Annotated in this window: 14 protein-coding genes; 8 read left to right on the top strand and 6 right to left on the bottom strand. The window is 66.6% G+C overall.

What is annotated here, in order from left to right; genetic code table 11:
- Positions 1-313: 313 nt before the first annotated feature.
- The 3 genes from ACTZWU_RS08715 to ACTZWU_RS08705 all read left to right on the top strand — a co-directional run bounded on the left by ACTZWU_RS08715 (position 314) and on the right by ACTZWU_RS08705 (position 1,722).
- Positions 314-514 carry a hypothetical protein gene (locus tag ACTZWU_RS08715; RefSeq protein ID WP_444736965.1) on the top strand — a complete coding sequence of 67 codons (201 nt, stop codon included), beginning with the start codon at positions 314-316 and terminating at the stop codon, positions 512-514.
- Positions 508-594, top strand: coding sequence for a small membrane protein YohP (locus ACTZWU_RS08710; protein WP_444737164.1), 87 nt, complete (start codon positions 508-510; stop codon positions 592-594). The genes ACTZWU_RS08715 and ACTZWU_RS08710 overlap by 7 nt, the downstream gene beginning before the upstream one ends.
- 78 nt (positions 595-672) lie before the next feature.
- Positions 673-1,722: an AI-2E family transporter gene (locus tag ACTZWU_RS08705; protein WP_444736964.1), complete on the top strand. Its 1,050-nt coding sequence runs from the start codon at positions 673-675 to the stop codon at positions 1,720-1,722.
- Here the strand turns inward: ACTZWU_RS08705 and ACTZWU_RS08700 are convergent.
- Positions 1,628-1,825, bottom strand: a complete 198-nt coding sequence (locus ACTZWU_RS08700) for a hypothetical protein (RefSeq protein ID WP_444737163.1) — start codon at positions 1,823-1,825, stop codon at positions 1,628-1,630. The two genes, ACTZWU_RS08705 and ACTZWU_RS08700, sit on opposite strands and share 95 nt — an antisense overlap.
- Between ACTZWU_RS08700 and ACTZWU_RS08695 the strand changes: the two genes are divergently transcribed.
- On the top strand, positions 1,745-1,954 hold the full coding sequence (locus tag ACTZWU_RS08695; RefSeq protein ID WP_444737168.1) for a hypothetical protein: 210 nt from the start codon (positions 1,745-1,747) through the stop codon (positions 1,952-1,954). The genes ACTZWU_RS08700 and ACTZWU_RS08695 overlap by 81 nt on opposite strands.
- Positions 1,955-2,021: 67 nt before the next feature.
- On the opposite strand, the gene ACTZWU_RS08690 is transcribed toward ACTZWU_RS08695, so the two are convergent.
- Positions 2,022-2,543 carry a hypothetical protein gene (locus ACTZWU_RS08690; RefSeq protein WP_444736963.1) on the bottom strand — a complete coding sequence of 174 codons (522 nt, stop codon included), beginning with the start codon at positions 2,541-2,543 and terminating at the stop codon, positions 2,022-2,024.
- 109 nt (positions 2,544-2,652) lie between these two features.
- Entirely contained in the window at positions 2,653-2,967 is a 315-nt protein-coding gene (locus ACTZWU_RS08685; RefSeq protein WP_444736962.1) for a DUF1272 domain-containing protein, read from the bottom strand.
- A gap of 35 nt (positions 2,968-3,002) precedes the next feature.
- Here ACTZWU_RS08685 and ACTZWU_RS08680 point away from each other — a divergent pair, with 35 nt between their 5' ends.
- A complete protein-coding gene (locus tag ACTZWU_RS08680) occupies positions 3,003-4,025 on the top strand; it encodes a GlxA family transcriptional regulator (protein ID WP_444736961.1) in 1,023 nt (340 codons plus the stop codon).
- A 48-nt stretch (positions 4,026-4,073) separates the two neighbouring features.
- Here ACTZWU_RS08680 and ACTZWU_RS08675 read toward each other — a convergent pair whose 3' ends face one another.
- The 3 genes from ACTZWU_RS08675 to ACTZWU_RS08665 all read right to left on the bottom strand — a co-directional run bounded on the left by ACTZWU_RS08675 (position 4,074) and on the right by ACTZWU_RS08665 (position 6,388).
- Positions 4,074-4,529: a MarR family winged helix-turn-helix transcriptional regulator gene (locus tag ACTZWU_RS08675; RefSeq protein ID WP_444736960.1), complete on the bottom strand. Its 456-nt coding sequence runs from the start codon at positions 4,527-4,529 to the stop codon at positions 4,074-4,076.
- Positions 4,522-5,670: an Acg family FMN-binding oxidoreductase gene (locus ACTZWU_RS08670; RefSeq protein WP_444736959.1), complete on the bottom strand. Its 1,149-nt coding sequence runs from the start codon at positions 5,668-5,670 to the stop codon at positions 4,522-4,524. Before ACTZWU_RS08670 ends, ACTZWU_RS08675 begins: the two co-directional genes overlap by 8 nt.
- A 178-nt stretch (positions 5,671-5,848) precedes the next feature.
- A complete protein-coding gene (locus ACTZWU_RS08665; RefSeq protein ID WP_444736958.1) occupies positions 5,849-6,388 on the bottom strand; it encodes a hypothetical protein in 540 nt (179 codons plus the stop codon).
- Positions 6,389-6,698: 310 nt separating this feature from the next.
- On the opposite strand from ACTZWU_RS08665, the gene ACTZWU_RS08660 reads away from it, so the two are divergent.
- From ACTZWU_RS08660 to ACTZWU_RS08650, 3 genes are read left to right on the top strand one after another with little or no spacing between them, the layout of a single operon-like run.
- Positions 6,699-8,276: a S8 family peptidase gene (locus ACTZWU_RS08660; RefSeq protein WP_444736957.1), complete on the top strand. Its 1,578-nt coding sequence runs from the start codon at positions 6,699-6,701 to the stop codon at positions 8,274-8,276.
- Positions 8,277-8,279: 3 nt separating this feature from the next.
- The gene (locus tag ACTZWU_RS08655) at positions 8,280-10,040 is read left to right on the top strand and encodes a trypsin-like serine peptidase (protein WP_444736956.1); all 1,761 of its coding nucleotides are present in this window, start codon (positions 8,280-8,282) and stop codon (positions 10,038-10,040) included.
- Positions 10,037-15,088 carry a DNA/RNA non-specific endonuclease gene (locus tag ACTZWU_RS08650; RefSeq protein WP_444736955.1) on the top strand — a complete coding sequence of 1,684 codons (5,052 nt, stop codon included), beginning with the start codon at positions 10,037-10,039 and terminating at the stop codon, positions 15,086-15,088. Before ACTZWU_RS08655 ends, ACTZWU_RS08650 begins: the two co-directional genes overlap by 4 nt.
- Positions 15,089-15,196: the final 108 nt, after the last annotated feature.

Here is a 15,196-nt window from a genome sequence, read left to right as displayed (position 1 = left end):
TCGTCAAGCATTTTTGCCGACATACCCCCGGTGGCACGCTGTCTGACATGGAGATCGCCTGATTTTGTCCGCTGGACAGGCATTTCTCGCCCCAACCGGCGTCTTTGGTCGCGCAAGCTGCTGGAGCAGGGCGTATCATGGAGTGCTCAAGAATGCGGGGCGCAGGAAGACGGCCCTGATCGGAGTGGATCAGCACCTTCGCCTTGTTCGCGCCGCTGATCTTCCCCTGCCGGAACATTTCGGGCTGGCGGACGTTTTGGGTGCTCTCACCGCAGGAGCATTCCTGCACTAAACGGAAGAGGCCGAACCCGCGATGATCCACCGGGTTGAGGCCCTGTCAGATGGGTTTCTGGTGCCAGTATTCTTCGGGGCAATCGGATCGCAGACCGATCTGTTCCTGCGCCTTGATGCGGTGCCCCTTGCGGCCGTTGCCCTGATTGCAGCGGTTGTCGGAACGCCTGTGGTTTGCGGCAACCAGCTGACTTTCCCTAAAGAAGGACGAACACAATGTTGAAATTTCTTGGCGGCACCATCGGCGTCATCTTCATCATCGGCCTGCTGGTCGTCATCGGCATCCTGTCCCTGATCTTCTGACGCCGGCCGCGCAGTCAGGCGACAGTTCAGACCAGCCGAGATTGTCCAACGCATGGATCCGGTATCGAGGGCAGCATCATGACCACTGAACCCGTGCGCCGTCAGAGCAGGGACCTGCTGCGCCCGCGCCCGGTTTCCGTGGTGGTGTTTGCAGCGCTCGTTACCCTCATTCTGCTGATTGCGCCCGACGTCCTGCTGGTGATATTCGCCGGGCTTCTGTTCGGCGTGTTCTTCAGCGGCGGCGGCACGTGGATTGCCGACAGGCTTGGCATTGGCCGAGGCTGGGGGATCGGTCTCTTCATCCTTCTCGTCGTGCTGGCCCTGAGCGGCGTCGTGCTGGCCTTTGCGCCATTGGCGGTTGATCAGTTCGAACAGCTATCAGAGCAGGTCCCGGAAGCATTCGGTCAGATCAGGGACCGCTTGCAGGAATATTCCTGGGGTGAAAAGCTTCTTGATCGTGTCACGCCGGGCGCTCTGATGGATGGCGGCGGCGGAACGGCGGCAGGTGCCGTCTCGACGACCTTCGGCGCCCTGGGCAACTTCGTCATCATGCTGTTCATCGGCCTCTATGTTGCCTTGGCCCCGCAGACCTATTGCAAGGGGCTGCTGGCATTGCTGGCCCCGTCGCTGCGGAATGACGGCGCTGCGATCTTGCGGAAAGCGACCGATACGCTTGGCGATTGGCTGGTCGCCCAACTCATGGCGATGACCATCGTCGGCGTGCTGACCTGGCTGGGCCTGTGGTTGATCGGCGTGCCTCTGGCGCCCATCCTGGGCCTGCTCGCAGCCCTCTTGGCCTTTATCCCGAATCTCGGGCCGATCATCGCGGCCGTGCCGGCCGTGCTGCTGGGTCTGTCCGAAGGATCATCGACGGCCCTGATGGTCATCGGCGTCTACATCGCCGTCCAGACGCTTGAGAGCTATGTCATCACCCCGCTGATCCAGCAGAATCGCGTTTCGCTGCCGCCCGCACTGATCATCGGCAGCCAGCTGCTGCTGGGCATCCTGTTCGGTCTTCTGGGACTGGCACTGGCTACGCCACTGGCGGCCTTGAGCCTGACATTGGTCCGGGAAATCTATGTTGCGCGATTTCTTGAGAACGAGCCCGAGCCTTCGCACCTGCGCTGAATGGCAGAAGAACGGGCTTGCGGTGATCCGCACCGATATGCAGCGCCGCGATCCCGCCCATCAGGTTCTTGTAGAAGACATGGGCACAGCCCGCGTCATGCATCATGGATTTGAAGGTTTCCTGATCGGGGTGCTGATGAGAATGGTCATGTCACCCGCCACAGCGATATTCCGGTCTGGACATGCAAAACATCCCCAAAAGGATGTTTCGCCCAAGAACCCGCCCGGTTAACCGAGCGGCACAGCTTGGTCGTTGCGCTAGGCGGAACAACCGATGAAATGCCCGCCCGATGAAGGGGTCAGACCAGCTTTCGCAAGACGGTCAGATCGCAGGTGGTTGCATAGCCCATGGCGCGCTTGATCCCGGGCAGAAGCGCCGCGCCATTCATGGCAAAGCTCAGTTCGATCAGTCCGGCCTCGCCATAGGCCTGAACCACATGCGCGCGGGCGACCGGATCATCCGCCCGGTGCCCCGTCACCGCATCGGCAAGACAGGCTACCGCCCTCAGATCATCATTCAATGACGCATAATCCGCACGCAGAACCGCAGAGATGCAGGACGGCGAAACCCCTGTCGCCTTGGCCAGATTGATCTCGGCCGCGACGCAGGTTCCGCAATCGGCGCTGACCGCACCGCGCAGGCGCGCAACATGATAGGCGTCGGCGGGCACTTTCCGGTTGGGGTCGAGAAAACCGAAGATCTTGCCATAGCGCATCATCAACCCAGGGTCGGTCTGCGATATCTTGCGCGCATAATCAAGCTCCACGCCGATGCGCCGCTCTGCGCGGGATACGAACCAGCCCATGACCCGTTTCAGCATTCCGACTCTCCTGTGGAAGTGGATGGCCCGTCATCCATTGGCCGATCCCTTCGATTTCCAGTTCAGGTTTCGATGAGGCAACCGCTACATGACAAAGCGCGGCGGTCAATCAGCGGTCCTTCGGCGCCAGATGCTTGATGCGGTCCACATGCTGCTTGATGTCCTCTGGCGTGAAGGGCGTATGGTGCCGGGTGGCTCCGGCCGGATGGTGGGCCAGTCCCAGATGCCTGCCCTTGCGCCAGGCGGTGCGCGGACGGATCGGCCGGGGCGCAAAACCGCCTCCGCAGGTCGGGCAGACATTGTGCAGCACGGTTTCCACACAGCGGGCGCAGTAGGTGCATTCATAGGTGCAGATACGGGCATCAGCGGAGTGCGGCGGCAGATCGCAATCGCAAAGCTCGCAGTTGGGGCGCAGTTCCAGCAAGACAACCTCCCGGTCAGGTGGCGATTGACCTCTTGTTGGCACAAGTCGGGTTTGGCATGAATGGCATTATGCCCACTTTTTCTGCCAAGCCTCCTTCTCCGTTGCGCGTGGCGTTCGTGCTGTTCGCCCGGACCAAGCTTCTTGATGTCGCGGGGCCCTTGCAGGTGTTCAGTGATGCCCGGCGGGCGGATGGCACACAGGCCTATCAGGTGTCGCTCGTGTCCGTGGGCGGCGGTTTCGTCGAAACCGATACCGGTTTCGCCTTGGCGTCCGATGCCTGCGAAGCCTGTCGAACCGCGCCGCCGGACACGCTGATCGTTTCTGGCGGCGACAGCGCCCTCGAGGCTGCCCATGACACCCGTCTGTTGTCATTTCTCGAACAGATGGCGGGCAGATGCCGCCGCTTCGGCTCGGTCTGTCTTGGCGCGTTCATTCTGGCTCATGGTGGTCACCTGAACGGCCGGCGCGCAACCACGCATTGGGAAAATTGCGCGCAGCTGCGGCAGCGTTTCCCGCAGATCGATGTCCGCGACGATTCCATCTTCGAGACGGACAGCGGGGTTTGGACGTCGGCGGGCGTGACGGCTGGCATCGACATGGCGCTTGCGATGGTCGAGCAGGATCTGGGACGTGCCGAGGCCCTCAGACTTGCGCAAGCCTTCGTGCTCTATGTCAAACGTTCCGGGGGCCAGCGCCAGTTCAGCGCGGCCCTGACGCGTCAGGCGCAAAGCCGGGGTGGCGAGTTCGATGCTCTTGTCGCCAGGATATTGGCCGATCTGTCGGCTGATCTATCCGTGCCGCGCCTTGCCGAGATGGCGCACATGAGCGAGCGTAACTTCGCCCGCAGGTTCACGGCGACCATGCGGGTCAGCCCTGCGCGTTTCGTAGAGGACCTGCGGGTCGATGCTGCATGCGAAGCGCTTCAGCGCCGAGACGCGCCATTGTCCGAACTGCCGCGCCTTTTCGGCTTTGGCAACCCCGAACGGATGCGGCGGGCTTTTCAAAGATGCAAAGGCGTTGCCCCCTCGCAGTATCAGGCGCGGTTTGGTGGCGACTGACATTGTCGGGCGACCTCGGACGTCCACCGGCAAGCGCGCGGCCGAGGTCTAGGCAGGCATATCACGGTCGTGATCAAGGAACTTTCGCAACATTTCAAGTGCAGGAAGGACGCGCGTCACCTGGTCAGGAGGAAAGGCGGCAGCAACCCGCTTAAGGTCCGGCGCCAACGAGTCGATTGCTTCTTGCCGAAACCTTCGCCCCTCATCCGTGATGAAAACCAGTTTCGACCGGCCATCCTCGGGATTTTTGCGGATCTCGATCAGTCCCGCCCGTTCCAGCACCGCCAGCGAATGGGTCATCGAGGTTTTCGGCACCTGAAACGCCCGGGCGATGGCCATCGGGGTGCTGCCATCGCCGACCCGCACCAGATGGTTGAGCACCGAAAACTGCGCCAGAACAAAGCCCGGCGGCAGCCGGGCTTCGAGCATGTTACGCGACAACTGCTCGATGATCCCGATCTCGTTGAAAAGCCGGAAATAATCGACCATTGCGGTGTCAGACATTCATGATCCTGCTTTCCAGTGGCCAACGCGGACTTTTGCCAATGGCTGGTCCATAGCCGATGCGCGACAGCATTTGAACCGTGCCGCCATCTGGCGCCAGCCGATCATGCACCCGGGCGTAGGGCCCGGCCATTTCCGGGAATTCCTGCAAGGCTTGGCTGAGAGGTTGAAACCCAAGCCCCTGCGCCGTTGCCGCAAGGTTGACGCGCAGCCAATCCGCCCCGGTGGCGATCTGGGTTTCTCGGCTGTTGTCATCCGTGACCAGCCATACATGCCCCATCGCCGTATCGGTATTGGCGAAAATCGCGTCCATTCCCGATTTATAGGCAAAACTGGTGGTGTCCGAGGCCCCTTCGCGGGTGAATTGTCCGGTCAGGCGCAGGGATTCAAACAGCGGGCCGGTGAAATCGATGCCATCGGGGTTGGCGTCAACCTCGTGGCGGCCTATGCGAAACAGATCGACGCTTTCCTGATAGGTATGTGGCGTTTCCACCTCGATCCGGAGGGCTTCGCGCGTCAGCGCGCGCCACGCCGTCACCTCGGTCGCCTCCACCGTTCCACCGAACTGCGCCCCACTGCGCACCACCGCAGCCAGCTCTTCCAACAGCGCGGGCGCAACGGGGCGGGTTACGTCAAAGGGTTCCTTGTTCGATCGCCGAACCGAGACATGCGCGAACAAAGGGTCACGCGTGACCGCCGGATCAGCGGTCAAGGCAACGCGCGCAATGGGGCGCTGATCCAGGCCCGCGGCACTGCTGCCTTGCGGGAAAAGCGCGGTGTCGGTGCGATAGCCGTCCTCGGCAGCGGCCATGCGCAACAGTTCCAGAAAGCAGCCAAGACCAATGGTGATCTGCCGGCTGAACGGGTCTGTGTGGGGCAACATCCGATCCGCGTCCGCGTAGAGCGTGATGACGCCATCTTCCGACAGATCGGCCAGCCAAGGTTGCCGGTTATGCGGGTTTGGCGCAAGCAAAGCCCATGACATCGCCCGCATACGTGGATCCTCATACCCTCCCGCCCGTTCCCAGGGCAGATAGGCCGTCTGCGGGCCGCGCGTGGCCGCATAGCCAAAGCCGCCCCCCGCAGCCAGAACACCCCCACCGCCCACGAGAAAGATCATTTTGCGTCGTGTCAGGTTCATTGACCACCCCATTGGTTCGATATCGCACTATGTAGTGCGTTATCGAACCAATGGCAAGGCAAGTCTGCGCCGATCGAGCCTGGCGAACGCGACCCTCCGGGGGCTCCTAGCCGGTGTGTCGGCACCTCGGCCAAAGCAGCCTTGGGCAAACCCGCGGCGACCGGCGCAAGGCCGTTGCTCAGGGCTCGACCGTTTCGGCGGGGGACATAGGCGGGCCTGAATGCGAATTGAGGTTCTCGGCGCCCCGCAGAAGGGTGCGTTCCGACATTGCCCGGGTCGCCTCGACGGCGTCGCCGATTTCGCCGTCGGCTTCCTCGAACTGCATCTCTGCAATTCTTTCGCTGGCCTCTGACAGGCTGGCCCGAGCCAGCTCCAGAACTTGCGGATCGCCAAAGACCTCATCGGGCGCCTCGAACAGCACTTCGCACATCGCATAATCGAGGTCTGCCGCACATTCCGTCACGAGAGTGCGGATTTGCCCGCAATCTGCCGGGTTCGGCACCGCGATGCAGGCGTCTGCGATCGGGACGAAATGAACGGCGCGGCTTGCATCGGCGCCGTCCGCGACCGAACCATCGCCGATCGGGCCGTCGGGGCCAGGCAGGGCGTCATCCGAAACGCTGTCGGATGGCGCCGTGGACTGCGCAGCCGCAGCAAGCGGGGACAGCGTCAAAGCCAGACCCAACGCGGTTGTCGCACATAGTTTTCCAAGTGGCATCACAATCACCAGTCGATAGGCGCCGAAGTCGCCCCCGGCGCGGGTTGCGAACGAACATTGCGGAAGCCCGCCTTGCTCCTGTCAAAGACGAACGCCGTGATCAGCGCGCTGGTTGCCACAAGAGGTCAGTCATCGCAGGACCGGTCGCTCGCGGCGCCGCGTTTCTTCGGAATAGGTGCAATTGCAAGGTCGTGTTACGCTGAACGGGTTGAACGAGTTCGCGTCACCCTGCAGAGAATCGGTCATGATTGCTGAAGTGTTGTCCCGTTTACGTCTTTCCGGGTATCCCGTCGCCGCTGAGGATCGCGCCGTGATCGAACTGGTGTTCGACGTCGCGCAAGAGGTGGACGATATTGCCGCCCGCGCCGAAGCCTTGATGCCCGGCCTTGCAGTGACCGCGCGCACTGCGTTCGAGGGCGAGAGCGATCGCTACATGTTCCTCGACCTTGGCAACGTCTCGCCGCAGGGCAACGAACAGGCGCTTTTCGCGCTGGCCCGCGCCCTGCGCCCGGAACTGGATGCGGTCGAGGCGCACCCGGTCTTGCCCGACTCGATCATCGGTGCCGTCGCCGTGGGTGCCGCCAGCCGGGAAAGCTTTGCGGCCCTGTGCGAGACGCCGCGCCGCGATGACCTGCCCTTTGGCTGGGTGCATCCGGTCATCCGCACGACGACGGCCTGGCAGACGACGCGCGGTGCCGGCGTCACGGTGGCGGTGATCGATACCGGCCATTCGACCCATCTCGAATTGCAGGGCAGCATCCGGACCCGAGGCCAGCGGAATTTCGTCGAAGGGGGCAGCGACGCGCTGGACCGGTTCTCGGACGGTTTTCTGAAGCACCCGGGCCATGGCACGGTCGTCTGCTCGGTCGTCGGTTCGCGCGGGCGGGCAGATGATCGCGGCAACACCACCGGCCCCGGCGCGATCACCGGATCGGCGCCCGAGGCGACCATCCTGCCCATCCGGGCCATCCGCTCGGTCATCAACTTCAACCAATCGACCATCCCCGCCGCAATCGCCCATGCGGTGCGCGAGGGTGCGGATGTCATCACCTTTGCCATGGGCGGCCCGTCGCGTGTGGCCGCAACCGAGCGCGCGCTGCGTGATGCCGTGGCCGCAGGCGTCGTCGTCACCGCCGCCGCCGGCAATTGCTGGCCCTGGGTCGTCTTTCCCGCCGCTTACGCACCGGACGGTCTGTGTTGTGCCGTGGCCGCACTGACGCCGGGGCTTAGCCCTTGGGCAAAGTCCGGTCGCGGCCCGCAGGTGACGCTTTCGGCGCCCGGAGAACAGGTCTGGGCCGCCGCCAAGAACAAGACCACCGATCCGGATGCGGGCATCCGTCCTGCGCAGGGCACCACGCTTGCCACATCGCTGACGGCGGGCGTTGCTGCGCTGTGGGTTGCAAAGCATGGGGGTCGCGCGGCGCTGAAGGCGCGCGCCGATGCCGCCGGGACGACGGTTCAGGCCATGTTCAACCGCTGTGCCACGGCTGGCCTTGTGCCGCCGCCGGTCTGGAACGGCGCAAGGAACCTTGGCGCCGGGCTTCTGGATGCCGCGCACACGCTGGCCGCCGCGTTGCCCACATCACGCACCGGCACCGAGGCTGTGGCTGACGCAGAATTGCCGCCGCAGGGCGTGCAAACCACGTTGAATGTCGCAGTGACCGCGCTGGCCGCGCAGAGGCCGGATGCTGCGGCGGAACTGGACGCGAACCTTGCCGATCACGCCGCCGAAATCCTGTGGCTGGCCTATCGCAACGCCGCACGCGAACGCGCCGTCGCCACCGGCCATGCCGAGGCGCTGGCAGCCGCGCCCGACCGGCCGAGCGGCTCGCTTGCCACGCAACTGGTCACACGCCCGGCGCTGGCAAGGGCGCTTGGGCCGGTCTAGGCCATGCTCACCGCCGCGACCCTTGCCGCCGTCATCGCCGCAGACCGCGCGGTGGTGGACGAGACGATGCGCTTTCTGGGTGCGGGGGCGGCGGATTACAATCTCGATGCGATCGAGGTGCAGGCCATGCTGCGCGGGCGGGATATTGCCGACATGCTGCTGAGCGTGCTGGATCAGATGCGGCAGGCCGACGCCTTCCTTGTCATGCTGCGCGCCCGGGGGGTCGCGCTGCCGGAGAATGCCGCCCACTTCGCCCCCGAGCCTGCGTCACAGGACACGGGCATCGGCCAGGTGACCGAAGGCGGCTTCGATCTGGCCGAGCTGGGGCGCTTTGCCTACAACGCCAAGGCCTTTCGCTGCCGCATTCTGATCGACGGACAGCCAAGCGGCTCGGGGGCCTTCGTGTCGCCCCGGCTTGTGCTGACGGCGGCCCATGTCATCGAGGCGCTGGCCCCCGGACAGCGGCTTGAGGTTCTGGCCGAGGACGGCGATCGCCATGTCGCCCGGCAGGTCTGGCACCTGCCCTGCCACCCCGATGAACACCGGGGCGCGCTGCCGCCCCCCGCCACTGCGGACACTCATGCCGACGCGGCGCTGCTGAAGATCCTGCACCCGGTCGGGCGCCGCCTTGCCGCCATCGGCCTGCCCGAGACGCTGGACCCGCAATGGACGGGCCCCCGGCACCTGTTTCTGGTGCATTTCCCGCAAGGCGAGGATACCGGCGGCAGCCCCGGGCGTGTCTTGCGCAATCCGGGTGATCTGCGGCTTGTCCACGATATCGCGACCGAGCCGGGATCGTCGGGCGGGCCGGGCTTCGACCGCAGGTTGCGCTTCGTCGGGCTTCATCAGGGGCGGCTCAACGGGGGCAACACCCGCCGCCTTGTGCCGCTGGACAGGTTCGTCACCGATCCCGATTTCCGCAACCAGCTGACCGCCGACAGAAGCCCATTCGCGCTGTGGTCGCTGGACGGCTCGCCCGATGGGCATCTGGTGCTGGGGCGCAGCCTGTTCATCGACGCGGCGCGCGCGCTGGCCCTTGCAGAAGTGCCGATGCTTGCCGGGCTCTGGGTGCGCCGCGCCGATACCGGCAAGCCCACGGGCCTGTCCTTCACCCATGGCATACTGACCGCGCTGCTGCAGGGTCTGGGACTGGAAGCGGATGTCACGCTGATCCCGATAGAGCAGGCCGGCGGCGACCTGATCTCGACCATCGACAGCCTGACCGGCGCCGCGCCTTCCGTCGCCCATGCCGGAATGCGCAGCGACGAGACGACGCTGACCGCCAGCGACGCCGACCGCGCCTCGGCCCTGATGGACCGGCTGGCCGCGCTTGCCGCAGGCGGACGCCAGCAATGGCTGTTCTTCGAGAACCCGCCCGAAGGTCTGGGTCAGCGTGCGCAGTTCCAGCTTGAGCATGTCATCCGCCTTGCGCTTCGCAGCGCCGGGGTCCATGTCGTGCTGGCCGGGTTCGAGACCTATGGCCTTGTCGATACCCGGTTCGACAGCATCGCGGATGCCCTGACCTCGACCCGTCCGGGCCTTCTGGTCGAGATCCTGGGCGATACCCCGGTGGCCGACATCCGCGCGACCCTGACCGAAGCCTGCCGGGATACCGGCCTGACATGGTCGATGGATGTCATCCGCCACGAGGTCGATCAGGCCCTGGCCGGCCTGCCCCGCGCCGGCGATCAGGTCCCGACCGAGCACCTGGACATCGTCGCGGGGCGCTTGTCGGCGGCTTTGCGCCAGAGGCTTGTCGCATGACCGCGCGCGGGCCCGATCCGATGGCCGTGCGGGAACTGCACATGCGTCTGCGGAACGATGCCGCATTGCGCGACGGCTTCCGCCCGGCCGAAACGCTGGCCGATCTGCCGGGCGGGCTGCCCGAGGATGATCTGGTCATCGCCGCGGCACTCTCGGCGCTGCGAGAGGACAGCACCATCACCCGTGACGAGGCTGGCCCGGTCTGGACCCTGCGCCCGGCCGTGCGGCGCAAGGTTCTGGCATCGCTGCCTGAAACAGAGCTGACCGGACGTGACACCGCAGTCGCCCAGGCGCTGACCGGCAGGGCGGGCTATCAGCCGGACGCGATCCGCCGCCTTGTGCGCTATGCCGAAGGCCCGCGCCCCCCGCCAGTCGCCGTGCTGGCCCGGCGCCTGCACACGCTGGAACGCGCCGGACCAAAGGCCCCCGCACATGATCAGGTCGTGGCCCTGCGCAGCGCCCTCAACACCGCCGAACATCGCGCGCGCGCCTCGGAACTGCTGTCTGGCGGCGTCTTCGGGCGCGAGGCGGAACAGGCCCGCATCGCCGCATGGATCGCCAGGCCGCAGCACAGACAGCCCGTCAGCAGCCTGCATGTTTCGGGCCTGCCGGGCATCGGCAAGTCCTACCTTCTGCAGGCGGCGGTTCAGGCGGCCTCGGCTGGCGACAGGGGGGCGCTGACCGTCTGGCTGGATTTCGACCGCGCCGGGTTGGCCCTCACCGACGCGACCGCGTTCTTCGAGGAGGTGTCGCGTCAGATCGGCGATGCGTTGCCCTCGTCTGCGGCGGCGCTGCGTGACATCCGCCTGCGGGCGGCGCGGGCAAGCACCGCATTATCCGCGCGCGAGGCCGCCGAGGCCTTGCCCTGGGACTTGCTGACCGCGATGGGCCGCATCGTGGCCGACCAGCCCCGGCAGGTGCTGATCGTGCTGGATACGCTGGAAGTGCTGCGCGCCCGTGGCGAAACCGCAGTGATGCGCCTGTTCGAGAACCTTGACACGCTGCTTGAGGCGGGCGTCGCGCCGTTGGCCGTCATATCCGCCGGGCGCGGCGACGCGCTGGACCCCGTCCCCCACCGGAGGGGGGACGAGGTGAAGCTTCTGGGCCTGCCGGACGTCATCGCCGACAACTACCTTGCCGCAAACGGCGTGCCGACAGGGGACCGGCCCGCGATCCTGCATCTGGCGAAGGGCATTCCCTTGTTGCTGAAACTCGGCCTGCGTGCCCATGCCGACGGGTTGCCGCTGCCCGACCTGCCGGATGACGGGTCGCAGATTGCGGGTGCCTATCTCTATCGCGGGATCCTGGCGCGGCTGGACCCGCCGCTGAATGCGTTGGCGCAGGCCGGTCTGGTGCTGCACCGGATCCACCCCACGCATCTGGGCACGATCCTGGCGCCTGCGCTGGATCTTGCGCTGACCAAGGCGCGGGCCGACGCGTTGTTTCACGATCTGGCGACCCAGCACTGGCTGGTCGAGGCTGACAGCAGCGGGGGCTGGCTGCGTCATCGCACCGACATCCGTGCGGCCTTTCTGCCGCTGTTCTATGACGATCAGCCCGCGCTGGCCGCCCGCGTCAACGCTCTGGCCGCCGAGGTGCTGGCCGACACGGACCCCGGCGCCGCACTCTACCACCGGCTGCAACTGATCCGGACCGGCGCCCGCCTGCCTGCCATCGACCCATTGGCGGCCACCCGTCTTGCAGCGGCGATGATCGACGAATTGCCCGAGGCTGCCCGCGACGCGCTGCGCCGCGCCCGTGGCGAGCGGTCGAGGAACTTCCGCATCGCCGAGGACGGAACCGTGCCGATGGCTGAGGTCGATGCAGGCGCCATCATTTCCGCTCGGGCGGTTCCGTCGGAGGAACGCTCGGCTGCGGCCTTCGCCTATGACCACGCCACGGGACGGCTGACCCCGGGATCAGAGCGCCTGTCCCGTCGGATCGACCCGCGCCTGACCGACGATCTGCGTCTGGTGCTGACCGGCGGCGACCGGCGCGAGGCCTCTTTTCTTGTGGACAAGGCGCTTTCGGCGCCATTTCTGGCCAACGATCCCGGTGCGGTGGTGGTGCTGGCCTATCTGTGGCTTTCGGGGGCCTGGGCTTCGGCGCTGCGGCTGTGGCGCGCGATGGGCGCCCCCTTCGATGACCCCGAACCGGCCCTTGCCCGCATCCTGCGCGAGATCGACGCCGAAGCGCGGTTCTTCACGGCCCGCCATCGCCTGCCGGACCTGCCTTCGCCCCCTGCCTCGGGGCGCAGCGCGCTGCTGGGTTCCGCCTATGACGTGGCGCTGGCCACCTCGGGCGACACGGACCCTTCGCCATCCGATGGCCGGATGCGGGCCGAGGCCCTGTTGGCGGCGTGGATGCCCGGGCTGGGCGAAGGCGCCGCCGCGCGCCTGCGTGCCGATGCCGCGGTTCGGCGCGAACGCGCGGGCCTGTCCTTGTCCCCCGATCTGCCCACGGCGCTCGGACCCGGGCTGGCCCTTGCACCGATGATCCCGCATCTCGTGCCGCTGACCGCGTTGGTCAGCGACCGGACCGGCCAGCCGCGCGCGGCATGGCTGGCCCGGCTGGCACCGCGCCTGCCCGAGATCATGCGCCTTCAGGCGCCATGGATCGAACTGCCGCAGGACGGGCTGGCCCGCGCCGCCCGCACGCCCTTTGACGTGCTGGACCTGCTGGCCGCCAGCGGCCTGTTGACCGAGGCCGCAACCGCGATGGCCCTGACGCTGCACGACCCCGAGACGGCGCGTCTGGCCGCCTCGGCCGAGCGGTGGCGGCGGCTGTCGCACGGGCTGTGGGCGTTCTCAAGCCGTCCTCCGCAGGGCTGGCGCGGCCTTTCCGGGCTAGACGCCATGACGGGGCATCTGCTGGCGATGCGACCGCAGGATGCGGAACGTCTTGCACGGCTGTGGCTGGCCGAGCCCGAGGGACAGGCGCGGCTGGATGACCGCCTGCGCGGGCGGATGCAGCAGGGCAGCACGCGGGATCGCGCCATCGCCGCGCTGCGCCACGACCTTGCGCCCGGGCTTGCTGTGTCCGTGGCGTTGTCCCAACCCGGCGCCTCCGGCGTCTCTGTTCGCAGCAAGAGGTATGTTTCGATGAGTGACCAACCGATCTCCGACCGCAGCCGCGACCTGATCCGCCGTGCCGCCGAGCGCGGCAACCCTGTCCTGCGCGAACTTGGCCTTGACCCCGACGAAGTCGCCACGGCGTTCCGCGCGCCCGGATCGTCGCTGGAATCGGCGCGACCGCCGATGTTCCTCGAGGCGATCGTGCGTCTGGCGGGCCGCCCGCCCCTGATCGTGCGCAACGACCGGGTCGAGGGCAAGACCGCGCTGCTGGAGGACGCCAATGACAGCGCCTGCTTCCCCCATGACATCGCGGACCGGATCGCCCGGGTCGAGAAGTTCCTGCCATCCGTGGGGCGGGTGGAGTTCGTGAACCACGCCAGGTCCTGGGGCGGCACCGCCTGGGTGGTGCAGGATGATCCCGCCGGGCCGATGATCGTCACCAACCGCCATGTCGCGGTCGAGGTCGCACGCCGCACCCATCGCGGCGACGGGGTTTTCCTGTTCGCGCCCACCAGCGGCGCCCGCTATGGCGCGCGCTTCAACACCGCCGAGGAACCGGGAAGGCCCGCAGACCCCTCGCGCCTGCACAGGATCGAGGGCTTCACCTTCATCGCCGACGACCTTCAGGCCGATGTGGCGATTGCCCGGCTGCGCCTGCCTGAAAGTGCCGCACCGCAGGCGATCCTGCTGGCCGACAGCGATACGCAGCCCGGCGAACTGGTGGCGGTGGTGGGCTATCCCGCCGCGGATCCCTATCGCAACGACCCCACCGCGATGGAGCGGTATTTTCGCGGTCTCTACGACATCAAGCGCTTCTCGCCCGGCCGGATCACCGCTGCGGGCGCCGGAGAGGTGCTGTCGCATGACTGCACGACGCTTGGCGGCAATTCCGGCTCGCCCGTGATCAGCCTGGAACGCGGCGCCGCCGTGGGTCTGCATTTCGCGGGCGCGTTCGGGGTCGCCAACAGCGCGGTCCGCGCCAGCACCCTGCGCGCCCTGATGGCGGGCCAGCGCGGGCTCGTCCCCGGCACCGCCCTGCCCGACATGGACGAGCGGCGCGACCCGCATCGCCCGGCCGAGCAATTCGCCGGGCGTCCCGGTTATGACCCGCAGTTCCTGCGCGTGGCCGAGGTGCCGCTGCCCGCGCTGCCAGGCGGGCTGGACCTTGCCCGGCCGTCTGACGCAACCGCCGAACGCCCCTTTGAATTGCGCTATCGCCATTTTTCGGTGCTGTATTCGGCGGCGCGGAAGATGCCCGCGCTCTGTGCACTCAACATCGATGGCGGGCAGATGCGTCCGCTCAAGCGGCGCAGCCTCGCATGGGGCAAGGACATGCGTCTGCCCGAGGCGATCCAGCTTGGCGGTGACGATTACGGTTCCCCCGAGATCGACCGCGGCCATCTGGTGCGCCGCGCGGCGACGAACTGGGGACCGGACGACGACATCGCGCGGCAGTCGGATGCCGACAGCTTTCACTATACCGTCTGCGCGCCCCAGCACGCCGACCTGAACCGCAGCCACGAGATGTGGCTGGGGCTGGAGGACTACATCCTGTCCTCCACGGTCACGCACGGGTTTCGCGCCAACGTGATGGCCGGGCCGGTCTTTACCCCTGATGATCCGCCGCTTGGCGAGACCGGCACGACGATCCCTCTGGCGTTCTGGAAGGTGGTCACCATGCTGGCGCAGGACGAGGACGAGGTGCTGCGCCTGCACGTCACGGCCTATGTTCTCAGCCAGGGGCCGCTGATCCAGACCATGCTGGACCGGCAGGGGCGCAGCGAGGGGATCGAGGGCTTCACCTTCGGGGCGTTCCGCACCTTTCAGGTGCGTCTGGCGGATCTGGCCGGGACGCTCGGCTACGATTTCGGCACGCTGCCGGGCTTCGACCCGCTGGCACGCAGGGTCGAGCGGTCCGAATCCATGGCCTTGCCGGTGCGCCCTATCGACCGCCCCGGCGATATCGTTCTATAGGCGGGCCTCGCGCCGCGACAGGAAGCGCGGTCAGGGGCCTGACCGTGCAGCACGACGATCAGGACCGATGCCCCTATGGTCAACCGGTCGATTTAACCTTGCAAATCT

The sequence above is a fragment of the Paracoccus sp. NSM genome, from assembly GCF_052379855.1.
Taxonomy (GTDB): Bacteria; Pseudomonadota; Alphaproteobacteria; order Rhodobacterales; family Rhodobacteraceae; genus Paracoccus.
Note: the sequence above shows the minus strand (reverse complement) of the source record. Positions and strands in the feature narration are given on the sequence as shown.

Bases quoted from the DNA above. Each gene is read 5' to 3' on its own strand.
- ACTZWU_RS08715 (WP_444736965.1), top strand. From the start codon at position 314: ATGATCCACCGGGTTGAGGCCCTGTCAGATGGGTTTCTGGTGCCAGTA.
- ACTZWU_RS08710 (WP_444737164.1), top strand. From the start codon at position 508: ATGTTGAAATTTCTTGGCGGCACCATCGGCGTCATCTTCATCATCGGC.
- ACTZWU_RS08705 (WP_444736964.1), top strand. From the start codon at position 673: ATGACCACTGAACCCGTGCGCCGTCAGAGCAGGGACCTGCTGCGCCCG.
- ACTZWU_RS08700 (WP_444737163.1), bottom strand. From the start codon at position 1,825: ATGCATGACGCGGGCTGTGCCCATGTCTTCTACAAGAACCTGATGGGC.
- ACTZWU_RS08690 (WP_444736963.1), bottom strand. From the start codon at position 2,543: ATGCTGAAACGGGTCATGGGCTGGTTCGTATCCCGCGCAGAGCGGCGC.
- ACTZWU_RS08675 (WP_444736960.1), bottom strand. From the start codon at position 4,529: ATGTCTGACACCGCAATGGTCGATTATTTCCGGCTTTTCAACGAGATC.
- ACTZWU_RS08670 (WP_444736959.1), bottom strand. From the start codon at position 5,670: ATGAACCTGACACGACGCAAAATGATCTTTCTCGTGGGCGGTGGGGGT.
- ACTZWU_RS08665 (WP_444736958.1), bottom strand. From the start codon at position 6,388: ATGCCACTTGGAAAACTATGTGCGACAACCGCGTTGGGTCTGGCTTTG.
- ACTZWU_RS08655 (WP_444736956.1), top strand. From the start codon at position 8,280: ATGCTCACCGCCGCGACCCTTGCCGCCGTCATCGCCGCAGACCGCGCG.
- ACTZWU_RS08650 (WP_444736955.1), top strand. From the start codon at position 10,037: ATGACCGCGCGCGGGCCCGATCCGATGGCCGTGCGGGAACTGCACATG.